General features: G+C 34.2%; 23 protein-coding genes. 3 read left to right on the top strand and 20 right to left on the bottom strand.

Annotation, left to right across the window (positions count from 1 at the left end; translation table 11 throughout):
* Positions 1-105: 105 nt before the first annotated feature.
* The 3 genes from ACFX5E_RS13465 to ACFX5E_RS13455 all read right to left on the bottom strand — a co-directional run bounded on the left by ACFX5E_RS13465 (position 106) and on the right by ACFX5E_RS13455 (position 3,091).
* Positions 106-1,518, bottom strand: coding sequence for an MBL fold metallo-hydrolase (locus ACFX5E_RS13465; protein ID WP_379855675.1), 1,413 nt, complete (start codon positions 1,516-1,518; stop codon positions 106-108).
* 79 nt (positions 1,519-1,597) lie between these two features.
* Complete coding sequence (locus tag ACFX5E_RS13460) at positions 1,598-2,386, bottom strand: sulfite exporter TauE/SafE family protein (RefSeq protein WP_379855674.1); 789 nt, start codon at positions 2,384-2,386, stop codon at positions 1,598-1,600.
* A gap of 72 nt (positions 2,387-2,458) precedes the next feature.
* A complete protein-coding gene (locus ACFX5E_RS13455; protein WP_379855673.1) occupies positions 2,459-3,091 on the bottom strand; it encodes a Crp/Fnr family transcriptional regulator in 633 nt (210 codons plus the stop codon).
* A 331-nt stretch (positions 3,092-3,422) separates the two neighbouring features.
* On the opposite strand from ACFX5E_RS13455, the gene ACFX5E_RS13450 reads away from it, so the two are divergent.
* Entirely contained in the window at positions 3,423-3,734 is a 312-nt protein-coding gene (locus ACFX5E_RS13450; protein ID WP_379855672.1) for a rhodanese-like domain-containing protein, read from the top strand.
* 58 nt (positions 3,735-3,792) lie between these two features.
* Positions 3,793-5,373, top strand: a complete 1,581-nt coding sequence (locus tag ACFX5E_RS13445) for an NADP-dependent glyceraldehyde-3-phosphate dehydrogenase (protein WP_379855671.1) — start codon at positions 3,793-3,795, stop codon at positions 5,371-5,373.
* Positions 5,374-5,468: 95 nt separating this feature from the next.
* Here ACFX5E_RS13445 and ACFX5E_RS13440 read toward each other — a convergent pair whose 3' ends face one another.
* A complete protein-coding gene (locus tag ACFX5E_RS13440) occupies positions 5,469-6,380 on the bottom strand; it encodes a DUF6268 family outer membrane beta-barrel protein (protein WP_379855670.1) in 912 nt (303 codons plus the stop codon).
* A 281-nt stretch (positions 6,381-6,661) separates the two neighbouring features.
* On the opposite strand from ACFX5E_RS13440, the gene ACFX5E_RS13435 reads away from it, so the two are divergent.
* Positions 6,662-7,381 (top strand): hypothetical protein, encoded by a 720-nt coding sequence (locus tag ACFX5E_RS13435; protein WP_379855669.1) that lies wholly within the window; start codon positions 6,662-6,664, stop codon positions 7,379-7,381.
* Between the two features lie 448 nt (positions 7,382-7,829).
* On the opposite strand, the gene ACFX5E_RS13430 is transcribed toward ACFX5E_RS13435, so the two are convergent.
* The 16 genes from ACFX5E_RS13430 to ACFX5E_RS13355 form a co-directional block, all read right to left on the bottom strand.
* Positions 7,830-8,888 (bottom strand): PSP1 domain-containing protein, encoded by a 1,059-nt coding sequence (locus ACFX5E_RS13430; RefSeq protein ID WP_379855668.1) that lies wholly within the window; start codon positions 8,886-8,888, stop codon positions 7,830-7,832.
* A gap of 112 nt (positions 8,889-9,000) precedes the next feature.
* Complete coding sequence (locus tag ACFX5E_RS13425) at positions 9,001-9,453, bottom strand: OsmC family protein (protein ID WP_379855667.1); 453 nt, start codon at positions 9,451-9,453, stop codon at positions 9,001-9,003.
* Between the two features lie 239 nt (positions 9,454-9,692).
* The gene (locus ACFX5E_RS13420) at positions 9,693-9,914 is read right to left on the bottom strand and encodes a CDGSH iron-sulfur domain-containing protein (protein WP_379855666.1); all 222 of its coding nucleotides are present in this window, start codon (positions 9,912-9,914) and stop codon (positions 9,693-9,695) included.
* Positions 9,915-9,948: 34 nt separating this feature from the next.
* A complete protein-coding gene (gene lipA, locus ACFX5E_RS13415) occupies positions 9,949-10,818 on the bottom strand; it encodes a lipoyl synthase (RefSeq protein ID WP_379855665.1) in 870 nt (289 codons plus the stop codon).
* A 67-nt stretch (positions 10,819-10,885) separates the two neighbouring features.
* Positions 10,886-11,824, bottom strand: a complete 939-nt coding sequence (locus ACFX5E_RS13410; protein WP_379855664.1) for a WD40 repeat domain-containing protein — start codon at positions 11,822-11,824, stop codon at positions 10,886-10,888.
* The gene (locus ACFX5E_RS13405; protein WP_379855663.1) at positions 11,821-12,174 is read right to left on the bottom strand and encodes a 4Fe-4S binding protein; all 354 of its coding nucleotides are present in this window, start codon (positions 12,172-12,174) and stop codon (positions 11,821-11,823) included. The genes ACFX5E_RS13410 and ACFX5E_RS13405 overlap by 4 nt, the downstream gene beginning before the upstream one ends.
* 38 nt (positions 12,175-12,212) lie before the next feature.
* The gene (locus ACFX5E_RS13400; RefSeq protein ID WP_379855662.1) at positions 12,213-12,677 is read right to left on the bottom strand and encodes an Rrf2 family transcriptional regulator; all 465 of its coding nucleotides are present in this window, start codon (positions 12,675-12,677) and stop codon (positions 12,213-12,215) included.
* 127 nt (positions 12,678-12,804) lie between these two features.
* Positions 12,805-13,356, bottom strand: coding sequence for a BrxA/BrxB family bacilliredoxin (locus ACFX5E_RS13395; RefSeq protein ID WP_379855661.1), 552 nt, complete (start codon positions 13,354-13,356; stop codon positions 12,805-12,807).
* Between the two features lie 32 nt (positions 13,357-13,388).
* Complete coding sequence (locus ACFX5E_RS13390; protein ID WP_379855660.1) at positions 13,389-13,709, bottom strand: DUF59 domain-containing protein; 321 nt, start codon at positions 13,707-13,709, stop codon at positions 13,389-13,391.
* 10 nt (positions 13,710-13,719) lie between these two features.
* Positions 13,720-14,808 (bottom strand): Mrp/NBP35 family ATP-binding protein, encoded by a 1,089-nt coding sequence (locus tag ACFX5E_RS13385; protein ID WP_379855659.1) that lies wholly within the window; start codon positions 14,806-14,808, stop codon positions 13,720-13,722.
* A gap of 8 nt (positions 14,809-14,816) precedes the next feature.
* Positions 14,817-16,193 (bottom strand): Fe-S cluster assembly protein SufD, encoded by a 1,377-nt coding sequence (gene sufD / locus ACFX5E_RS13380; protein ID WP_379855658.1) that lies wholly within the window; start codon positions 16,191-16,193, stop codon positions 14,817-14,819.
* A gap of 10 nt (positions 16,194-16,203) precedes the next feature.
* Entirely contained in the window at positions 16,204-16,965 is a 762-nt protein-coding gene (gene sufC / locus ACFX5E_RS13375) for a Fe-S cluster assembly ATPase SufC (RefSeq protein WP_379855657.1), read from the bottom strand.
* Between the two features lie 28 nt (positions 16,966-16,993).
* A complete protein-coding gene (sufB, locus tag ACFX5E_RS13370; RefSeq protein ID WP_379855656.1) occupies positions 16,994-18,445 on the bottom strand; it encodes a Fe-S cluster assembly protein SufB in 1,452 nt (483 codons plus the stop codon).
* A gap of 534 nt (positions 18,446-18,979) precedes the next feature.
* Positions 18,980-19,348: a hypothetical protein gene (locus ACFX5E_RS13365; protein ID WP_379855655.1), complete on the bottom strand. Its 369-nt coding sequence runs from the start codon at positions 19,346-19,348 to the stop codon at positions 18,980-18,982.
* Positions 19,349-19,740: 392 nt separating this feature from the next.
* Positions 19,741-20,463: a hypothetical protein gene (locus tag ACFX5E_RS13360; protein WP_379855654.1), complete on the bottom strand. Its 723-nt coding sequence runs from the start codon at positions 20,461-20,463 to the stop codon at positions 19,741-19,743.
* Positions 20,464-20,604: 141 nt separating this feature from the next.
* Positions 20,605-21,636: a hypothetical protein gene (locus ACFX5E_RS13355; protein ID WP_379855653.1), complete on the bottom strand. Its 1,032-nt coding sequence runs from the start codon at positions 21,634-21,636 to the stop codon at positions 20,605-20,607.
* Positions 21,637-21,727: the final 91 nt, after the last annotated feature.

The following is a 21,727-nucleotide window of genomic DNA, read 5'->3' as shown; positions in this document are numbered from 1 at the left end:
GATATAATTTGACGGATTAAAATTCAATTAAAATCTATGGTAAATTTAAGATATAATTAGCTGATAAACAGATGTTTTTTGAGTAATTATACTAAAAAATAGTCTTTATAACACTTTACTTTGGCACACAAAATCAGTTTTTGGCAAATCAGTTTTTGCAATAGCGTTAAATCCACCTTCAATTTCTGTAATATTCCTGAAGCCACGTGCCTGCAAAATAGAAGCAGCAATCATACTGCGGTAACCCCCTGCACAATGAAGGAAAAAGGATTCTTTTGGATTAATATCTTTTATCCATTCATTTATACTAGCTAAAGGTTTGCTGTAAGCTTCTTCAACATGTTCCGCGCAATACTCGCTTTCTTTACGAATGTCGATTACTTTGCTTTCACCAATTTTCACTTGATTGGCAAACTCTTCTGCTGTAATTCTGTGTATGGTATCGATTTCTTTTCCTGCTTTTTTCCAGGCATCAAAACCACCGTCCAGATGACCAATTAATTTATCAAAACCTACTCGGCTCAATCGAGTTACCGATTCTTCTTCCTGACCTGTTTCTGTAACAAGAATAATTGGTTGTTTTACATCGGCAATCAAAGCACCTACCCATGGGGCAAAATCTCCGTCAATACCTATGTTTATCGATTGCGGAATAAAGCCTTTGGCAAAATCTCCATTTTTTCGCGTATCTAAAATCAAAGCTCCGGTTTCTTCTACAATAGCTTCAAAATCATTTACTGGTATGGCTTTCATTCCGTTATGTAGAACGGTTTCAAAACTTTCATACCCTTGTTTGTTCATCGCTACATTCATACCAAAATAGGGTGGTGGAGGTAATAATCCCTCTGTCACTTCTTTGATAAATTCATCTTCGGTCATATTGGCTCTCAAAGCATAATTGGTTGCTTTTTGGTTCCCAATAGTCGAAACGGTTTCTTTGCTCATGTTTTTGCCACAAGCACTGCCGGCACCATGAGCTGGATATACAATTACATCATCAGGCAAAGTCATTATTTTTGTTCTTAACGAATTAAATAATATTCCCGCTAGTTGTTCCTGAGTCATGTGAGCCGCTTTTTGAGCTAAATCAGGTCTTCCTACATCACCTATGAATAAAGTATCTCCAGAGAAAATAGCATGTTCTTTTCCATTTTCATCCATTAGTAAGTACGTCGTACTTTCCATGGTATGGCCTGGGGTATGTAATGCTTTTATTTTGATGTTTCCAACGCTAAATTCCTGTTCGTCTGTTGCAATTATTGCATCAAATTCTGGTTTAGCAGTAGGTCCATAAACGATTGGGGCTTCGGTTTTTTTACTTAGGTCAACATGTCCGGAAACAAAATCAGCATGAAAATGAGTTTCAAAAATATATTTTAGCTTTACATTGTCACGTTCTAATCGGTCTAAATAGGGTTGTATCTCGCGAAGCGGATCTATAATCGCAGCTTCCCCATTTGAAGTTATATAGTAGGCACCTTGTGCTAAACATCCTGTATAAATTTGTTCTATTTGCATGATTTTATAATTTAAGATTCTTATACAAAGATAATTCTTGTATTTGATTTTAAGAGTGACTATTGTTACACAAAGTATTTTATTTAAAAAAGATTTCTTTGGCAATAATATATATTCCCATTACTAATACAAACCAACCAAAAATTGGTTTAAGTTTGGCTCCGTCAATATTTTTTGAAAGCTGGATTCCCATAATCATTCCTATAAACGCAATACTCGAAATCACGAGTAAAAACGAATAGTTAATTGGTGTGCCAATATATAAATCGCCAGCAAAACCTATGCTTGAATTTATGAAGATAATCAGTAATGATGTTCCAACGGCTTGTTTCATTGGTAAATTAGCAAAAAACAATAGTGCCGGTATGATTAAAAATCCACCACCAGCTCCCAAAAAACCAGTTACAATTCCCACTATAAATCCAATTATTCCCAGTTGGGTGTAATTTGTTTTTGGCGGATTCGGTATCGCTTTTCTTTTACGTATCATCGATATGGCCGCTGCCATCATCAGTACAGAAAAAATAATCATTATCAAAAAACCTTTTGAAACTTGATAGGAAGCAATGGAGAAAATTGTAGATGCTATTTTTGGAAAAATGACTTCGCGAATTATTAAAATAGAAAAAACTGAAGGTATAGCAAAGTGCAGCGCTGATTTAATTCTAAGGTTTCCCATTTTATAATGGCTTATACAACCAAATAAAGCAGTAATTCCCACTATGAATAAAGAATAACTTGTGGCTAATTCGGGCTCTATTTTAAATAAGTAAACTAAAATTGGTATGGTAAGAATAGATCCGCCACCTCCAATTAAACCTAGAGAAAGTCCGATAATGATTGAAGCTAAATAACCAATATATTCCATCTATAAATATTTATTAAAAAGGTTGCTTGTATTTAATTTACAAACAGTAACATTTATAATATTGAATAGTTTTTATGTCAAAAGTTCGATTTGATTGCGATGCAATTTTACCATTCCGCGTTGTTCCATCTTTTTGAGCAAACGAGAAATCACTTCTCTGGAAGTATTCAATTCCGTTGCAATTTCCTGATGGGATAATTTCAAATCTTTACAACCACAAGCTTCCGCATGGCGTTTTAAATAAAACTCTAATCGCTCATCCATAGCTCGAAATGCAATACTGTCTAATACTTCCAGGACTTCTTCAAATCGAGTTCGATAGGTAAATAGTACAAATTCGTACCAACTGCGATATTTCATCATCCATTTTTCCATCAAGGAAAGTGGAATCATTATCAGTTCAACATCCTCCACCACTTTTGCCATAATCTGGCTTGTTTGACTTTTGGTGGCACATATCATGGAAACTGCACATGCTTGCCCCGGTTGCAAATAATACATAAAAAACTCGCCTCCGTTTTCTCCTTCACGATAAATCTTAATTTGACCTTTAGTCACCAAAATCGTGTTGTTGATATACTGACCTGTACGCATGATGATATCCCCGGTTTTATAGGACTGGAGAATAGCATTCGTTTCAATTTCATTAATAAGCTCGTCTGAAAACGATGGGAATATTTTTTTTAAATCATCAGAATCATGCATTGCGAAGTGTTTTTTTAAAATATAATTAGTTAAAAAAGAAACTGTTATTTTGAAAAAAATCAAGATAAGCAGTGTAAAAGTAAGCTAAAAAGTTAATTATTCAGGTGAACTGTTTAATTGAAATTGATACTTGGAAAACAAAATTCGAAGAATAAATTAAATGTATTTCCTATAGATTTGATGGACTATTTTTTAATGATTTCGTAAGCAAAAATGTAATTTGTTGATTATTAGTATTTAGCGAAAACGTTTTCTTTGAATTATATAATAATTTAAAAGAGGACTGTTTATAGTTATTTAAAAACATCGTATTTTTACAAAAAACATCATCATGAATTTAAAACAAGAAGATTGGATTTCTCAGCTCGAAGCAGATGAGAATGCAGTGATACTAGACGTAAGAACAGAGGACGAATACAATGACGGAATTATAGCCAATGCCATAAATATTGATATTCACATGGGACAAGGTTTTGTAAATGAAATCGAAACTTTAGACAAAAATAAAAACTATTACGTCTATTGTCGTTCCGGGGCAAGAAGTGCAAAAGCCTGTGAAGTTATGAATGAATTGGGTATTGAAAATGCCTATAATCTAACAGGAGGTATTTTGGCTTGGAACGGAGAAATCGTTGCGCCATAAAAATTAGCGAGTATAACTTGGTTTATACTTTATTACCAAAAAACAAAAGCAACCTACAATGAATGCAATACCAGAAGAATTCCAGATTAAAACATTATTAAATCAAGACACGTATTTAGTGAATGGTGAATTAAAAAAATGGGAAGGCCAAACTTCGGCAGTGTTTTCCACTATTTCATCAACAGAAAAATATGAGCCTACTATATTGGGTTCTATTCCTTTTATGGGAGAAAAAGAAGCAATGGAAGCGGTTGAGGCGGCATCGGCGGCATACAATAACGGTCAAGGTTTATGGCCTACTATGAAAGTAGTGGATCGTATCAAATGCATGGAAAATTTTGTCGCTCAAATGAAAACAACTCGAACAGAGGTTGTAAAACTTTTGATGTGGGAAATTGGGAAATCTTTGGGAGATTCTGAAAAAGAATTTGACAGAACCGTAGAATATATTTACGACACTATCGAAAGTTACAAAGAATTAAATGCTCAAAGCTCTCATTTTTCTAAAGTGCAAGGGATAAATGCCATGGTTCGCAGAGGACCACTTGGTGTTGTATTGTGCCTGGGACCTTACAACTATCCTTTGAATGAAACTTTTTCGTTGCTTATTCCGGCATTGATTATGGGGAATCCTGTAATTTTTAAACCTGCCAAGCATGGTGTTTTATTAATTTCTCCTTTGTTAGCAGCGTTCAGAAGCAGTTTTCCTGCCGGAGCCATCAATATTGTTTATGGTAGAGGTCGAGAAGTCGCTTCGCCTATCATGAAGTCGGGGAAAGTTGATATTTTGGCTTTGATTGGAAACAGTAAATCAGCGATTGCTTTGCAAGACCAACATCCAAACAAAAACAGATTGCGTTTAGTATTAGGTTTAGAAGCCAAAAATCCTGCGATAATCCTTCCGGATGCCGATTTAGATTTGGCCATACAAGAATGTATTGCTGGGTCATTATCCTTTAATGGGCAACGTTGTACTGCTTTGAAAGTTTTGTATGTTCATGAATCAATCGCAGATGAATTCAATAAGCGTTTTGCTGCCAAAGTGGATGCGCTAGCTTTTGGAAATCCATGGGATAAATCCGTATTTCTGACTCCTTTACCAGAAAAAGAAAAACCAGCCTATATACAAGAATTGATTGATGATGCTACAAGTAAAGGAGCAAAAATTATCAATGCAAAGGGAGGAGAGCATACTGATAATTATATTTTTCCGGCAGTTTTATTTCCAATAAACAAAGAGATGCGTTTGTATCATGAAGAGCAGTTTGGACCAGTGGTGCCAATTCTGTCTTTTAAAGATATTCAGGAACCATTGAACGATATGGCCGAGTCTAATTACGGACAACAAGTAAGTTTGTTTGGAAAAGACATCAAAACCATTGCACCGCTTATTGACACTTTAGTGAATCTTGTTTGTAGAGTAAACTTAAATAGTTCTTGTCAAAGAGGACCGGATGTTTTCCCGTTTACAGGAAGAAAAGATTCAGCAGTGGGGACATTGAGTATTCACGATGCCCTGCGTTCATTCTCTATCAGAACTTTTGTTGCTTCTAAAGACAATGACTATAACAATGCCATTTTGCAAGAGTTATTAAACAGCAAAGAGTCTAATTTTATCAATACAGATTATATTTTATAAATGAAGTTTTTATAAATCGAAGCCATCTCATTTTTTTGGGATGGCTTTTTTATTCGAATACAAGTTTAAACTGTTGAAAAAAAATTAAAAACTGCTTATTTTTTAACCTTACTCAGATCAAAACGATAAATGGCTTCCATCTTAAAAAGAATAGTGTTTGATTTGTCTTGGAATAATCTCGTACGGTTATCACCAAATCTTAATACAAGAATTTGTAAATCAAGTTTTTGGTCTATCGGATATACTCTAAAATCGTTTAATAAATACCCCATTTTTAGACGTAAAAGAATTTTTTTGTTGAACAAACCTTGTTGTACATATGCGGAAAAATCTATCGAATTATTTACGACATAGGTAGACCTGACGTTTTCTGTTGTCAGTTTATAACTATTTCCATGACCCAGAAAATCAACACCTATTTTTGTTTTATCAGTCAGACTATAATTGATATCGGCATCATTTGGCATAAAGGCATTTATTTCAAAACGTTTATTCGGACTATGATAATAAAAAGTAACAATGGGAACCACGGACATACCGAAAGCTTCACTGCTGCCGTAAAGTCCTAAACCGTAACCAAAATTTTCGTTTCTTTTATATTTTAACAAAGCTAATCCACCCAGATAAACATCTTCACTGCTGACATTGATATAATCAGAGGCTACTTTTGGCAGGAACAGGTATAGTCCACTCCAGTGTCCGGAATGTTTTACACTCAGACCAGCTCTTAAATTTGTTGAATATAAATGATTGTTATTAGAATCGGGAAATAATTGTAAGTTATAGCTGCTGAAATTTACACCGGTAACAGCAATATATTTTTCATTTAAAACAATTGGTAAAGTAAGATTTGTTTGAAATGTGGAGATGCTGGTATTAACAGAAGAATCTTCAAAAGTAGTTTTTTGCGATTTCCCATAGTTTACGGAAAATAGATCTATATATTCCTGAGCATTGCATAAAAAAGGCAGTATTAAAAATAACAATTGTATTATTTTTCTTTTCATTTTATAAATTTTAATCTTATTTAATTACTTCCAATATTCATTCTTAAAATTAATAAAAAAAAACCTAATCCGCTTTAAACAAGCAATATAGTGACGATTAATCGTCCTAATTATTTAGCGAATATAATGATATTGTTCCTCTGTAAAATTGCTATTTAATGAATTCAGTGAATTTTACAAGTAAACGAGAAATAAGTCCGTTTCTAAATAAATTGTAATTACCTGATTATCAGTATTTATGGTTATATTTACGTAATAAAAACAACTTAAAAAATAATAGTATGAAAAACATTGAAAAATTTTTAAAACCAGTTTTAATAGTATTTTTGGTCGCTTCATTTTTATCTTGTAAAAACAATAAGACAGAGAGAACAGAAACTGAAGAGGCAATGCCTAAGGATACTGCTAACGCTGTTGCTGCATTTGAAGCCTTTAAAGTTATGGTGATTAAGCACAAAGTAGCTGATTATGATAAATGGAGAAAAGAATACGATGCTCATGATTCGATACGAACGGCTTATACTATTTCGCATTATATGGTAGGAAGAGGAACAGATGATGCCAATATGATTGTGACAGCAACTAAATTTATCGATTTGCAAAAAGCGAAAGATTTCAGCGCACTTCCATACCTAAAGGAAGCAATGAAAAAAGCAGGAGTGATTGGTAAACCTGAATTTTCTTATTATGAGGTGATACGAAATGATGATACGGCAATTGACCAGAAAGATAGAGTAATGGTGACCCATAAAGTAAAAGATTTTGATGCTTGGCTCAAAGTGTATGATGCAGAAGGAACTGCTAAAAGGATAGAAGAAGGTTTTATTGACAGAGGATTGGCTCGTGGTATAGATGATCCGAATATGGTGACCATAGTGTTTGCTATCACGGATATGAAAAAAGCAAAAGAAAGCATAACCTCCGAAGCAAAGAAAAAACTAATGATGGATGCCGGTGTAATAGGCAGACCGGAAATGTTTTTTTATAAAGTAATGGATTAGTTTACCGTTTTTAGACATATAAAGAAACCGTCTTGTTTATGAGAACTAGACGGTTTTTTTATATAGATTTATGGTTTTACGGGAAACCCTAAATTGCAATTTTTTTTAGATTTGTAAGAATATAATGGTATTGTTCTTATATAAAACAGGAAGGGATAGAACGGAAGAATTCTAAGAAAAAAAATGGTAATGATTTTAATTAAAATAAAACACAACTGCCTAATTAGGAGTGTTTAATATTGTAATTGTGTAATAAAAATAATAGTATGAAAATATACAAAAATCACGAACCGCTTTGAATGCATTGCTTATCAGTTCTTCTGATAGCAGAACTGTTATCGAAATAAATTAGCGGTTTATCGATCACCATCCGCGAAAGGACAGGGAAATTTTTTCGAATTTTGTGAACGTCAAAAAGCGTTATTTTTTCTATATTTTTTGGTCAGTTTCATTTGTTCCTTTTTTTACGTTTATTTGTTCCTTTTTTCTCGAATCTTGTTAGACTATCTTGTCCCACAACGTTTACAAAATCCAGCACTTTGGATCTATTTGGTTTCTCCATTACTGCAGCCTCCTCCATTAAATCTTTCAGAATCATGCCTTCATTAATTAGTGTTTGAATTTCTTTAACCCTTGTGATTTTTACAGGTATTAAATCGTCTTCATTGAGGTAACTAAACCACATTATTTTTTTTTCAATATCTGTTTTTTGAAGGCGGGCGATACCTTTAAGAGTTTTAATTGTATTAAGATCATTGCCTTTCAAAGAAGATTTATTATTTTCTCGATCCTCTATTAAGCAACATTTAAATTCACTCCATTGCTTACGTTTGCTTCTACTTGTAGCACTAGTATTAAAATCGGTTAACCAGGCAGAATGACAAAACTCTCTTCCACAAGTACCGATACCACCTAAACGGGCAGCTTCTTCTAGCAGACTAATCTGACGCATTACTATTTTGATATGAAACGTTGCAGCCATTACCAGAATCAGTTTCCGGAAATCTACCCGTTCATCAGCGGTATAGTAGAAGGTTGCACTGGTTTTATCTCCTTGATAATCGACATCACATATTTTCATCTTCAAGTTTAAATCTTTAGCTAAAAGGCGGGCTTTATACATCGTTTCAGATTCCAGACTTTTAGCTGTTTTCCATTTTTCAATATCCGCTGATGTTGCCTTTCGATAGATTTTTTTTATGACCTCTTCCGTAAAAATAGTGTGTTTTTTTAATTGCAAACGGACCAATTCTCCGGTTAATGAAACATGTCCGATATCATGTCCGCCAAAGGTTTCAACAACTACTATATCGGCTTTTGTGAGGTTGATATTTTCAAGATTTACATAAAAATCTTTACGGCCTCCTTTAAATTTTATTTCAACAATGTTGAATGTTTGTTGATTTGGGGGCAATGGCATGTCGGCAAGCCAATCATATACATTTAATTGACCATTTTCACTGATTAGGGACAGTACATTATTTTTGCGTTCTGAAGTAGTATCCATGGCTATTGTATAAATTCATGTTTCATATTTGTCAATGTAAATATTTTGCTCCTTTGCGGAGCATAGTAAACTTTTTTTTGTCCAAAAAATTACAGCTTTTTTCACCAATACTTTAATACACCGGTTCAATAATTATGGCTGTTAAAACCGAATTGGCAATAAAACATTCCTGGTGGGCTCGGTGGTGCATTTCATCTATTGTAGTATTATCCGGTAGGTTATCTCCTTTGAAGACGATATTAGGTCTTAGATACACGGTTGTTACTGCCATTTTTAATTTTTCGTTTTTACCCAGTTTGGCTACTGCATTATCTTCATACGTTGCTACCGTATATTTTTTCATGGAAGCAATGGCCAGAAAGGTGAGCATGTGGCAACTTGCCAGCGAGGCTGCAAAGGCTTCTTCGGGGTTTACTAATTCTGCCTTACCCAAATAATCAGGAGCCGCGGAAGCTTTGATTAAAGTTCCACCTTCAAATTTCCACAAATGGCTGCGGTCGTATGTTTTGTATATGAAATCTTCCCCTTCATTCTTCCAGCTTAAATAAACTTTATATTCTGACATGTTTTTATGTTTTTAATTATTTTGCATTCCTCTTTGATTTCAAAATCACTTAAGAGGAACAGGAAACACTATAATTTTTATTCTTTGTCGGTGCTGTTTTTGAATAAGACTCATATTCCGGATATTCGGCAAAAGATAAATACAAAATCTTAAGCAATTTTTTTTTAGAAATACAGGAAGTTTTTGGAAAGAATTATCAAAACTTATAGTAACGCCGGACATAATGCTTGTTTAATGTATTATTTTTTAGGAGGCAAATTAAATGCAACAGCCTCATGTTCAAAATATCCATTATGAGCACCATCACAAAAGGGTTTGTTTTTAGAAAGACCGCAACGGCAAAGTGAAAGCACCTCTCGTCCTGCTAAATCATATACATTTCCATTTTTATCTACAATCTCAAAATCACTTTCTATTCTCAGGGAACCATTGCTGTTAACTGTAATTTTTGTTTTAGCCATTATTATTTTGGTTTTTGTTAATCTTTATTATTTGTTAAAATAAATGTCTTTCTGCATGATAAGATGACCTTATTAAAGGTCCGCTTTCAACAAAACGAAAGCCTTTGTTCAAGCCTATTTCCTTATATTTGGCAAATATTTCGGGCTTAATAAATTCTATAACGACTAAATGGTTTTTAGAGGGCTGCATATATTGTCCTATAGTTAATACATCAACACCTACACCTCGCAAGTCGTCCATAGTTTCGTAAACTTCTTCTTCGGTTTCGCCTAAACCCAACATAATCCCCGATTTGGTTTTCATCCCGGCTTCCTTCAATCTTTTAAGAACTTCAAGACTTCTGTCATATTTTGCCTGTACCCTAACTTCTTTCGTTAATCTGCGTACGGTTTCAAGATTATGTGAAACTATTTCGGGATGCACATTAATAATGCGTTGAAGGTTTTCCCATTTACCCTGAAAGTCTCCAATAAGCGTTTCCATAGTAATTCCCGTGCATGCTTTTCTCACTTCATTTACTGTTTCAGCCCATATCATAGAACCTCCATCTTTTAAATCATCTCTATCAACCGAAGTTATTACAGCATGTTTCAATTTCATCAGGCGAATAGATTCCGCAACCATTTTGGGTTCTTCCCAATCAACAGGCAAAGGTTTACCGGTATGTACATTGCAAAATCCGCATGATCTTGTACAAGTGTTCCCTAATATCATAAAGGTAGCCGTTCCGTTTCCCCAACATTCGCCCATGTTAGGACAACTGCCGCTTTCACATATCGTATGTAATTTATGTTCGGATACGATCTGTCTTACTTCGGCATATTCTTTTCCTGTGGGTAGTTTTACACGAAGCCAATCTGGCTTTTTAGTATATTTTCTTTCTTCTTCAATTATTTCTGACATAATCTAAATTTGAACTACTATTAATTTTAAGCCCTTTCCGCAATTCTCTTGCACTTTGGGTCTGGTATTACAATTGATTAATTTTCCATACCATTATCGCTTTATCATCGCCAGTTGAAACCAGGTAATTATTAAAATCACTCCATAAAAGTTTATTTACCGAATGGCTATGTCCTTCGTGTTCCATTTTATCGATACGCAAGAGCATTTCAAAGTTTTCGGCATCCCATATTTTAATTGTTTTATCTCTGCTTCCGGTAGCAAAAAACTTCTTATCTGGACTAAAAAAGATGCTGTAAATGGCGTAGTTATGGGCAGGAATATGATGGATTAAAGCATAATCGTTTTCCATATCCCACACATTCAAATAGGCATCTCTCGAACCAGACAAAAGGTATTTTCCGTTGGGATGATAGCATACTGCATTTACCGAAAAGTCATCCACATGTCCCTTAAGAATTTTCTTTTCTTCATAGGTTTCAAAATCAAAAATCCGAATAGATCCATCACCACATCCAACGGCCCCTTCCTTAAAAATACTATTGAAATGGATACTTCGTATCTTTTGATCGCAAAGTTTTAATGCGGTAATTAATGAGAAATCATTGATTGACCAAACTGAAACTGTACCGTCACCAGCGGCTACCCAAAAGCATTCTTGTTCTGGAAGATATTGAATATCATAAACAGATTCCCGATGAAGTTGCAATAACTTTATTTCTTCATTCTTGTTTAGGTCAATAACATGGATTCCTCCTAATGACTGGCCAACAAGTAAAATGTTTCTATCCAGAACATATTTCAATGCTAATGCTTTAGCAGGTATCTTTGCAACAACTTTGTTTTGCTGTGGCTCTTCCAGATTCCATTCTACCACCAAGTTATCGCTGCTGCCGGAGTAAAAAAGATGTGCATGACTTGACGGTTCCAATGTGTAAATAGCGCCTCCATGTCCTATAAACTGACCTGTTTTTTCTATTTGTATTTTTGTTGGTGCGGTTATCATATGAGATGCATATTTTCTTTTTTATTCAGTAATTCTTCAGTTGTTTCTCTGTAATCTGGATCATCCACACAGCAATCTACGGGACAAACTGCGGCACATTGTGGTTCATCATGAAACCCTACACACTCCGTACATTTATCAGTTACGATATAATAAAGATCCATAGATACAGGCATATTGGGAGTATTAACATCAACGGAATTGCCTGAATTTTGTCCAGTGTAAATGCCTTTGAGTTCAGTGCCGTCTGAATATCTCCATTCATCACCACCCTCATAAATTGCATTGTTGGGACATTCAGGCTCACATGCTCCACAATTGATGCATTCATCCGTTATCATTATTGCCATTGTAATAACTTTTTAAAATCAAATATTAATTAAATAATTCATTTAGCGCTTCCTTCTAAAATATTTTGCAAAACTCCGGAAACATCTTTTTCATTTTTCATCATGTCTGCCATAGTTACCTTATCTAGTAATTTATCCAGTGTAGCCTGCATCATTGACCAGAGCGACCGGATAGAGCAATCTACTGAATTGGTGCATAGCGCAAGTATTCCTGCATGACTATCACAGAATTTTTTATCAAAAAATCTTCCCCCCAAAGCTTTTAACGTATCATTGATTGTTATGTCAGCTGCAGGTTTTGCGAGTACATAACCGCCCATGTGGCCTCTTGTACTGTTAATCAATCCCTTTAAGCGAAGTATTCGGGTTAATTTGGCAACATAGTTTGTGGATAATCCTTCTGTTTCACTTAACTGACGAATACTTAGTCCTTTCTCATCTGTGCATCGGGTTATCCTTACCATTATTCTTAATCCATATTCTACCTGAGCTGTTATTTTCATAATTGTATTATTTAATTAGTTTGTGTATTTAATTTACTATGACAGACAAAGTTCGCAAATAAAAAAGTAACGTACTGTTGCAAATTTATTATAAACCATAAACACAAACTAAATAGACACAAACTATTTAGTTTTTATCCTTACCTAAATCAGTATAACAACCGTATTTGCCTTGAGTAATATTTTCAAAATCTTTAACGGAAATTGAAGGTCCCGTATTGCTGCATTCTTCGTTAAAAATCGCTGCTAATTGTATGGCAATACTTTCTGCTGTATGTCCGTCAATATCGGAACGTTTAAAAATCGCCGCTGGCTCACCATTTCTAAAAAGGGCAATGTGAGGTGAGGAAGTGGGATGATTTGCAAGATATTTACACCTGTACCAGTCAATTGCATCTTTTTCCATTCCACCAAATAGGGTGTAAAGCTCATCAGGAATGACACTGTTTTGCAACGCCATCATTACTCCTGGTCGTCCACTTCCTGCCGAACAACCGCAAACGGAATTTATTACAATAAGTATGGTTTTGTTATCATTGCGGCTTAATGCCTTGTCTACATCTTCAGGGGTTAATAATTCTTTGCATCCCACGGATTTCAGTTCTTCTCTCATGGGCTGAACATAAACAGCATCGTAGCTGGGTTGTTGTGTCGATTTTGTTAAATTATATTGTTCCATTTTTTCAATTATTAAGTTTGTTATTGTTTAATTTAAAACATTCCGGTTTCAAATCTTGCCGTCTCACTCATCATGTCTTTTGTCCAGCCGGGATCCCAGGTTATTTCTACATTAGATCCGTTAACTCCAGGAATATTTCTAATTTTTTCTTCCACTTCTGGCGGAAGTGTTCCCGCTACTGGACAGGAAGGGGAAGTTAACGTCATTAAGGTATGCACGTTGGCATCATCATCAATGTTGATTTCATATATTAATCCTAAATCATAAATATTGGTAGGTATTTCCGGGTCGAAACAGGTTTGTAGAACTTCTATGACTTTTGTCTCTAAATCTATTTTAGCTACTATTTCCATTTTTAAATTATTAGTTGTTAGTCTTTACGGTTTTAATGTCACTTACGCATTCCATTACTCTTAGGGCTATATCTTTAAATATTTTGCCTTCAATAGTATTTTCGTTTAATGCTGCGGGCGCTCCAATGTCTCCAGCCTCTCGTATTGTTGTTATTAAAGGGATTTGACCCAATAATGGAACATTCATTTCTTCTGATAATTTTTTTGCGCCATCCTTTCCAAAGATATATTCCTTTTTATTAGGATTATCTTCTGGTATATAGTATACCATATTTTCAACCAATCCAAGTACTGGGACATTAACCATAGGCATCTTGAACATATCGATGGCTTTTCTGGCATCAGCAAGGGCTACTTCTTGTGGCGTACTGACTACAATGGCTCCTGCAAGCGGAATTTTATCGACCAGCGTCAAATGAATATCACCTGTACCCGGCGGAAGATCCACAAGGAGATAATCTAAATTACCCCAATTTGCATCCTGAAATAATTGGATAAGGGCTTTGGAAACCATAGGTCCACGCCATGGAACCGCCTGCGAAGCTTCCGTAAAAAAACCAATAGATAAAATTCCAACTCCTTGAGATACAATAGGTTGCATAAGATTTCGACCAGAATCAGTGGAAACTACAGGTTTTCTATTTACTAGGTCAAACATAAGTGGCATTGATGGTCCATAGATATCGGCATCTAACAAGCCCACCTTTGCACCTGATTGGCTTAATGCCACTGCAAGATTTGCGGCAACAGTAGACTTACCTACACCACCTTTGCCAGAGGCAATAGCAATAATATGTTTAACGCCAGGCAATATTGTTCTCAGTTCTGGTGCTCTGTTCTTAAAACCAGGTAGGGCTTGCATATCTATGTCTACCTTAATATCCGTGCCTAATGCTTGCAAAAGGCTATCGATACAAGCATCTTTTACTACCTTTTTACTGATCATCGTAGGGCTGCTTATTTTAACGATAAAGCTAATTTTGTTCCCTTCAACATGAATATCATTCACTAATCCTAATTCAACAATACTTCTCTTGAGGTCAGGCTCAACCACCTTAGTCAGTATTTTTAGAATATCCTCTTTAGTTATTTCAGGCATGTCATTTATCAGTTTAATAATTCATTGTTTGAATCTGTAAATTCTTTAAATTTATCGACTAGCATTTGTTCTACTTTTTCTCTTACGGCATCAATTTTAATTAAGTCCGTTATTTCCGTTAAAAAAGCTTGTTTTAAAACTGATATAGCTTCTTTTTTAGATAAGCCTCGTGAACGCATATAATACAAAGCCTCTTTGTTCAATTGTCCAATGGTTGCACCGTGACTGCATTTAACATCATCTGCAAAAATTTCCAACTGGGGTTTGCTATTCATCTTGGCGGTTTTTGATAAAACAAGGCTATGGTTTTTTTGAAACGCATTTGTTTTTTGAGCATCTGGTCGTACTATTATTTTACCATTAAATACTCCTACAGATTTATCTGTGAGAATTCCTTTGTACAATTCGTTGCTGTTGCAATTCGGATACGCATGATCAATAAAGGTTTGGTTGTCTATATGCTGCTTATTTATACCCACATAAAGGCCGTAAAAATTAGTCATTGTTCCGCTATCCTTTAAAATGGAGCTTAGGTTGTTCCTTACTAATTTTCCACCCAAATCAACCACATAAGAACTGTAGGTACTGTCACGCATCTGCTCAATTTCGGTATTATTGATAAAATATGAATTCTCATCTTCATCTTGAATTCTATAATGATCAACAATCGCATTTCTTTTTAGGACCAACTGTGTCACCGTATTTGTGAAATACGTTTGTTGAGAATTAGTGAGATGGTGAAAGGTTTCGATAACTGTTACTTTACTATTTTCTCCGGCTACGATTATTTTTTGCGGGCTGATAACTGTTGGTTCATCTTCTGTATGAGCTATATTCAATATATGAACAGGGTGATCCAGCACTAATCCGTAAGGTACATAAATATAAATTCCATTTTCACCGAAAGCGGTATTTAATACCATAAAGGAATTATTTGCTTCGCTTGCCCATTTATTTAAGTATTCGGAAGCTGTTGCTTTTGTCAGTCCATCTTCTTGCAATCCAACGGAAATATCCTGAATAATAATTTTTTCTATTAATTCGTCCTTTGATGAAAGTGCTTTATTGTATTTACCATTCACAAAAACTAGCAAGTATACGTCCAGCCCTTCAAAAACAAAAGGCTTAACATCTTCTGTTGTAAGGTCAACAAGTTTTGGCTGATGGTAGTCTGGCTGAAGTAACTCAGCAACACTGGTATATTTCCAATCTTCATTACTTTTGGTTGGAAAATTTATGTCATTGCTCAATCGTTGAATCGCAGTTTTTTGTATAGCATGCCCTGCATAATCTTTCTGTCCATTTAGCTTACTTTCATAATGCTGGAATAGTTCAATAAACTTTCCCCTGCTATCGTTTTTATCTGGTGTATTTGAATTTGCCATGTTTATCTTTTTAAGATGTTACTATTGCCAGTTCTTCTTTGATCCAGTCATATCCTTTTTCTTCCAGCTCCAAGGCTAAATTTTTATCTCCTGATTTAACGATTTGCCCATTGTATAACACATGCACAAAATCGGGGATAATGTAATCGAGTAATCGCTGGTAATGTGTAATTACTATGAAAGCGTTGTCTTTTGTTTTTAATTGATTCACCCCATTGGCAACTATTTTTAGCGCATCAATATCAAGTCCAGAATCCGTTTCATCCAACACGGCAAGTCTTGGTTCTAACACAGCCATTTGTAAAATTTCATTTCGTTTTTTTTCTCCGCCCGAAAATCCCTGATTTAGGGAACGGCTTAAAAAGCCATCTTCCATCTCCACCAATTTTGCCTTCTCTTTAATGTATTTCAGCATTTCTATGGCACTCAAATCCGGCTTTTCTTGATGTTTTCTAACGGCATTAATGGTGTGTTTAAGAAAGTTTGCGGTACTTACTCCCGGAATTTCTATCGGGTATTGAAATGCCTGAAATATACCTTCCTTGGCACGTTCATCAACTGATAATTCGAGGAGGTCTTTTCCCATATAGGTAACACTACCTTGAGTAATTTCATAACCTTCTCGACCTGCCAAGACGTGTGCCAGCGTACTTTTACCACCACCGTTTGGTCCCATTATAGCGTGTACTTCGCCGGCATTTATTTGAAGGTTAATGCCATTCAATATTTTTTTTCCTTCAATTTCTGCGTGTAAATTTTTTATCGTTAACATAAGTTCTGTTTTTTATTTAATTATTGTTTTATCCGACGCTACCTTCTAAACTTACAGAAAGCAATTTTTGTGCTTCCACTGCAAATTCCATAGGCAATTCTTTAAACACATCTTTGCAATACCCATTAACAATAAGATTGATGGCATCCTCTTGTTTCAATCCCCTTTGCATACAATAATAAAGTTGGTCTTCGCCCACCTTAGAAGTTGTGGCTTCGTGTTCAATTTGTGCTGTATCATTGTCAATTTCGAGATAAGGGAAGGTATGCGCACCACATTTATCACCCATTAATAAAGAATCACATTGTGAAAAATTCTTGGCATTTTCTGCATTTTTCGCCACTTTAACCAAACCTCTGTAAGAGTTATTGCTTTTGCCGGCCGAGATTCCTTTGGAAATGATGGTGCTGGTGGTGTTTTTACCAATATGCCACATCTTAGTTCCTGTATCAGCTTGTTGTAAATTATTGGTAACGGCTACAGAATAAAACTCACCCGTTGAATAGTCGCCTTTTAAAATGCAACTTGGATATTTCCATGTAATGGAAGAACCTGCTTCAACTTGTGTCCAACTTATTTTTGATCGTACACCTGAACATAATCCTCTTTTGGTTACAAAGTTATAGATGCCGCCTTTTCCGTCTTTATCACCCGGATACCAGTTTTGAATGGTGGAATATTTTATTTGAGCATCGTCAAAGGCTATAAGTTCAACAACTGCAGCATGCAATTGATTTTCATCTCTTGTAGGAGCGGTGCAACCTTCTAAATAGCTAACATAGCTGCCTGCTTCGGCCACAATTAATGTTCTTTCAAACTGACCAGATCCCTCGGCGTTGATACGGAAATAAGTGGAAAGTTCCATTGGGCAACGAACGCCTTTTGGAATATAACAAAATGAACCATCAGTGAACACGGCGGAATTTAGCGCGGCATAAAAATTATCAGTTGAAGGAACAACCATTCCCAAGTATTTTTTTATTAGTTCGGGATGTTCTTTTACGGCATCACCAAATGAGCAAAAGATAATTCCTAATTTGGATAATTCTTCTTTGAAAGTAGTAATCACAGAAACACTGTCAATTACTATATCAACAGCAACTCCGGTTAATCGTTTTTGTTCGCCTATTGAAATACCTAATTTCTCAAACGTTTTCAATAGTTCAGGATCAGCTTCATCCAAGCTGTTGAGTACTTTTTTCTGTTTGGGGGCAGCATAATAAATAATATCTTGGTAATTTACTGGGGGATATTTTACATTCGGCCATTTAGGTTCCTTCAGTGTTTCCCAATGTCTAAACGCTTCTAAACGCCAGTCAAGCATCCATTGTGGTTCTTCCTTTTTAAAAGATATTAATCGGATAGTATCTTCATTTAAACCTTTTGGGATAAGTTCAGTATCGATATTACTGGTAAACCCATATTTGTAATCACTCTTAGTATACTCTTCAAGAGTTTCTGTGGATGCTTCTTTGCTCATGATTTTTGCTTTTAAATTCAAATCTTCGATACAAATATAGAACCTAATTTTTAATATATACAAAAAAGTATAAATTAATTTATACAATAAAGTATACTATTGTTAAATAACTAAAAATCTCGGTTTATTTGTTTTCTAAATTAGGACACAATACAGCCTTTGACAATGATAGAGTACCTGTTGATATTTCAATTCAATGGATAAAGCAGAAAACTTTTAACATTAAGAAGTCTAAAGTATCAAAATAAAGCACTGCCTATAACAGCTAAGGCTTCGTTGGGCTTGAAAAGCCAACAATGAAGCCTGTGTTGAACAGAACTTGGTGGAGTTTAAATCATATAAATTTACCTTATAATTAATAAAATTGAGTTCGTTTGGAGGTTTCCAACTCGCTCAGATTTAATCCCATAAAAAAAGCGCAAAGTTTATCACCATGCGCAGCTTATAGGGAAGTATATTTTTTTGAAAGTACACCTTTGCAGAGCGCAGGTAAGATTCTCCAGCAAATATAATTTTAAAATGTAATTCCTTTATTTAAGGACGAATTAAAAATCGTACTGTTGTTTTATCATTAGCTTGATTATAAATATCAACTATTAAATAGGTGTTAGTAGTAACACCTGTAATCAAATACGCAAAATCATAGTCGGTTTTATTTTTTGCTGTCGAATCATCCGTTAAAAATGGAGTGCTTGATCCCTCTTTTGTAATTATAACCTTAGAAAGCGCAATCTCAGATTGGATATTGCCGCTCACTGTATATTCGCCTTGTGAATTAGCTTTACCCTCGGTTTGATTAAAAGTTATTGTTGGACGTGAAGCATCATCCTTTGAGCACGAATTCAAAAATAATCCGCTCGCTAAAAAGAATATTGCAGTAATAAAAAAATATCTAATTCTCATAATTATTTGTATTTAAATTGTTGCAAATTTAGCGGTTAAGTAATTTTCTTTTCTTAAAGTATGGGTTAAAGTCTTAAAAAAAATTATGCAAAATGAAAATGCTTTGGAAATATACATATTAATTTACTACCAAGTTCCTCGGACTCGCCCATAAGAAAGATAAAGAAATTGGAAAAAAGTAAATGTTATAAAGTGTTTCTAAATACTCTGTCGACTATTTAAAATATTATCATTAAGAAGCGACGAACTTCTTTTTAGCAAAATTAATTATGTTAAAAGAGTTCACGCTAGAAAGGCTTATTTAGAAGAATTTCTAGAAACTAGTGAATAGAATCAAAAAGAGACTACCTTTTAATGATAGTCTCTTTTTCAATAAATCCGTTGTAATTTAATTAGTCCTTGTCATCCAAGTCTGATTCATTTTCAAGTAAGTTTTTTATTTGCTCTCCAATATTCTGATTACCATCGTCGTTATCGGTACTAATTTCGATAACTCCATCCCCATCTGTGTCCATCAATAAATTTTGATTGGCTAAAGTAATAAGTTTTGCCATTATGGCATCAAGATGTATTTTTATGTTAAGTGACATATCGTTACCATTAACTATAAAATCTTTAGTTGGATCTGCAAAATCCATTTCAAGTTCAGCATCTTTTCCACTCCAGATGATAAAGTTTTTACCGTTTATTGTACCTTTAATTAAAAAAGTTTTACCTAACATTTCGCCCGGTACAATACTTTTTTCAAATTTAAATTCAATTTCCTCATACTTGGCATTCGGAATATTAACTGAAGTTATAAACTGAGTCAAAGTTTTGTTAGGATCTAAAATATCTACTAAAAAAGGACCTACAAGTTTTACATCATCATCATAAAAAGGATCTGAAAGATTATATTTATCATCTTCTTCATCTAATTCAAATTTTATCTTTCCAATGTTTATTTTAAACTCCGTGAACACAACTGTTGATGCTGCAGTACGAGCAGTTGTAGATGTTTTTCCTGTTGCAGAAAAGGATGAAGCTTTTAAGGTAACATTACCGCTTGTAGATGGATCATTTGTGCAAGAACTCATCATAATGACAAGTAATGCTAAAATCGATGTTTTTTTCATTTTTTTCATTTTTTTAAGATTAAATAATATGTATTTAGGGGTTAATAATTAATGGTTGTGATATACAATTTTAATAATTGTATTAATAAAATAAAGTTTCTTTAAAATTTGCAGTAACTAGGTTTTTATGTTAATTTTTAATTAATTTTTGGTGAAATAAAGATAATCAGTTGCTCCATCGCTGCTACTTTTATTTTTCAGTCTAACGTTTGTGGTTGTATATTCTGTAATTTTCCAATCGTCCTCCAATTCATCCAATTTACTGTCTTCAAATTTTAACAGAAATATATCTTGACTATTATTTACAAAAGTGGACCAATTTCCGGCAATAGTATTTTTTTCTTTTACAACCATAACAGTTTGATTAGAATTGAAAGTAAAATTATATCCCTTGTAATTTAAAGTTTCATCACTATCATCAAAATAATAAGATACGTACCAAGTTCCATTTGTCAAAATCGAAACAAAATTCTGGGTCACTCCAGAGCCTGAATTAGTATTACAATCTTTAATTCCCTCTTCAATACTATTTTCAAAATTAGAGTTATTTGTAATTACAACATTTTGACCCTTATAATTTTTAATCGAAATTGGATAATTGATGGATATAAACACGTTGCTTTCTAAATCTTTTAAAAAGTTATATAAATCCTTATCGTTTTGAATAGTAGTAGTGTTTGCAATTTGATTATTTGAATTATAAATACTAATCTTTATTGGATAATTTATACTTATGCACTCAATCTCATCAAACCCGTCCTCATCATCACAATTATCAATAACATTCTCTAATTGATCCGAATTTCTAATTAGTTCTGTCTTGAAATTTTGATATTGGATTGTTATTGGATATACAAAGTTTACTACATCATCATCATTTGAAAAAGCATCTAATGCGTTTTGAACTACTAGATAATCATTTTGGCTAGACACTGTAATATGCTTTTCATTTACAATAACACTAACCGGCAACAGAACATTAAAACAACTTGATTTATCCAAAATATTATCTTTAGACGTCGGGTTTTGTGATACCCTAGATATCAAACTCGCAAGAGGAGATTTAGCTGTTAAGTTTTGTGTAATGTCTTGAATAACCAAAGTTTCCTCATCTTGACATGAAATAAATACCATTACAGCAACGCACATTAATAAATATTTAATTGTTTTCATATGTAGCTACTAATTAATATGTAGAATAACGAACTGATATTTTTTATATTGTATTTGTGGCATTGAACTCCATTTTGCGTATTCGCTTCAA

It is taken from the genome of Flavobacterium xylosi (assembly GCF_042787345.1).
In the GTDB taxonomy this organism is placed as follows: domain Bacteria; phylum Bacteroidota; class Bacteroidia; order Flavobacteriales; family Flavobacteriaceae; genus Flavobacterium; species Flavobacterium xylosi.
This window is presented reverse-complemented; position numbering and strand designations above follow the sequence as displayed.

What these genes read in the sequence shown, in the direction of transcription:
- ACFX5E_RS13465 (WP_379855675.1), bottom strand. Translation starts at nt 1,518, where the DNA reads ATGCAAATAGAACAAATTTATACAGGATGTTTAGCACAAGGTGCCTAC.
- ACFX5E_RS13460 (WP_379855674.1), bottom strand. Translation starts at nt 2,386, where the DNA reads ATGGAATATATTGGTTATTTAGCTTCAATCATTATCGGACTTTCTCTA.
- ACFX5E_RS13455 (WP_379855673.1), bottom strand. Translation starts at nt 3,091, where the DNA reads ATGCATGATTCTGATGATTTAAAAAAAATATTCCCATCGTTTTCAGAC.
- ACFX5E_RS13450 (WP_379855672.1), top strand. Translation starts at nt 3,423, where the DNA reads ATGAATTTAAAACAAGAAGATTGGATTTCTCAGCTCGAAGCAGATGAG.
- ACFX5E_RS13445 (WP_379855671.1), top strand. Translation starts at nt 3,793, where the DNA reads ATGAATGCAATACCAGAAGAATTCCAGATTAAAACATTATTAAATCAA.
- ACFX5E_RS13440 (WP_379855670.1), bottom strand. Translation starts at nt 6,380, where the DNA reads ATGAAAAGAAAAATAATACAATTGTTATTTTTAATACTGCCTTTTTTA.
- ACFX5E_RS13435 (WP_379855669.1), top strand. Translation starts at nt 6,662, where the DNA reads ATGAAAAACATTGAAAAATTTTTAAAACCAGTTTTAATAGTATTTTTG.
- ACFX5E_RS13430 (WP_379855668.1), bottom strand. Translation starts at nt 8,888, where the DNA reads ATGGATACTACTTCAGAACGCAAAAATAATGTACTGTCCCTAATCAGT.
- ACFX5E_RS13425 (WP_379855667.1), bottom strand. Translation starts at nt 9,453, where the DNA reads ATGTCAGAATATAAAGTTTATTTAAGCTGGAAGAATGAAGGGGAAGAT.
- ACFX5E_RS13420 (WP_379855666.1), bottom strand. Translation starts at nt 9,914, where the DNA reads ATGGCTAAAACAAAAATTACAGTTAACAGCAATGGTTCCCTGAGAATA.
- lipA (WP_379855665.1), bottom strand. Translation starts at nt 10,818, where the DNA reads ATGTCAGAAATAATTGAAGAAGAAAGAAAATATACTAAAAAGCCAGAT.
- ACFX5E_RS13410 (WP_379855664.1), bottom strand. Translation starts at nt 11,824, where the DNA reads ATGATAACCGCACCAACAAAAATACAAATAGAAAAAACAGGTCAGTTT.
- ACFX5E_RS13405 (WP_379855663.1), bottom strand. Translation starts at nt 12,174, where the DNA reads ATGGCAATAATGATAACGGATGAATGCATCAATTGTGGAGCATGTGAG.
- ACFX5E_RS13400 (WP_379855662.1), bottom strand. Translation starts at nt 12,677, where the DNA reads ATGAAAATAACAGCTCAGGTAGAATATGGATTAAGAATAATGGTAAGG.
- ACFX5E_RS13395 (WP_379855661.1), bottom strand. Translation starts at nt 13,356, where the DNA reads ATGGAACAATATAATTTAACAAAATCGACACAACAACCCAGCTACGAT.
- ACFX5E_RS13390 (WP_379855660.1), bottom strand. Translation starts at nt 13,709, where the DNA reads ATGGAAATAGTAGCTAAAATAGATTTAGAGACAAAAGTCATAGAAGTT.
- ACFX5E_RS13385 (WP_379855659.1), bottom strand. Translation starts at nt 14,808, where the DNA reads ATGCCTGAAATAACTAAAGAGGATATTCTAAAAATACTGACTAAGGTG.
- sufD (WP_379855658.1), bottom strand. Translation starts at nt 16,193, where the DNA reads ATGGCAAATTCAAATACACCAGATAAAAACGATAGCAGGGGAAAGTTT.
- sufC (WP_379855657.1), bottom strand. Translation starts at nt 16,965, where the DNA reads ATGTTAACGATAAAAAATTTACACGCAGAAATTGAAGGAAAAAAAATA.
- sufB (WP_379855656.1), bottom strand. Translation starts at nt 18,445, where the DNA reads ATGAGCAAAGAAGCATCCACAGAAACTCTTGAAGAGTATACTAAGAGT.
- ACFX5E_RS13365 (WP_379855655.1), bottom strand. Translation starts at nt 19,348, where the DNA reads ATGAGAATTAGATATTTTTTTATTACTGCAATATTCTTTTTAGCGAGC.
- ACFX5E_RS13360 (WP_379855654.1), bottom strand. Translation starts at nt 20,463, where the DNA reads ATGAAAAAAACATCGATTTTAGCATTACTTGTCATTATGATGAGTTCT.
- ACFX5E_RS13355 (WP_379855653.1), bottom strand. Translation starts at nt 21,636, where the DNA reads ATGAAAACAATTAAATATTTATTAATGTGCGTTGCTGTAATGGTATTT.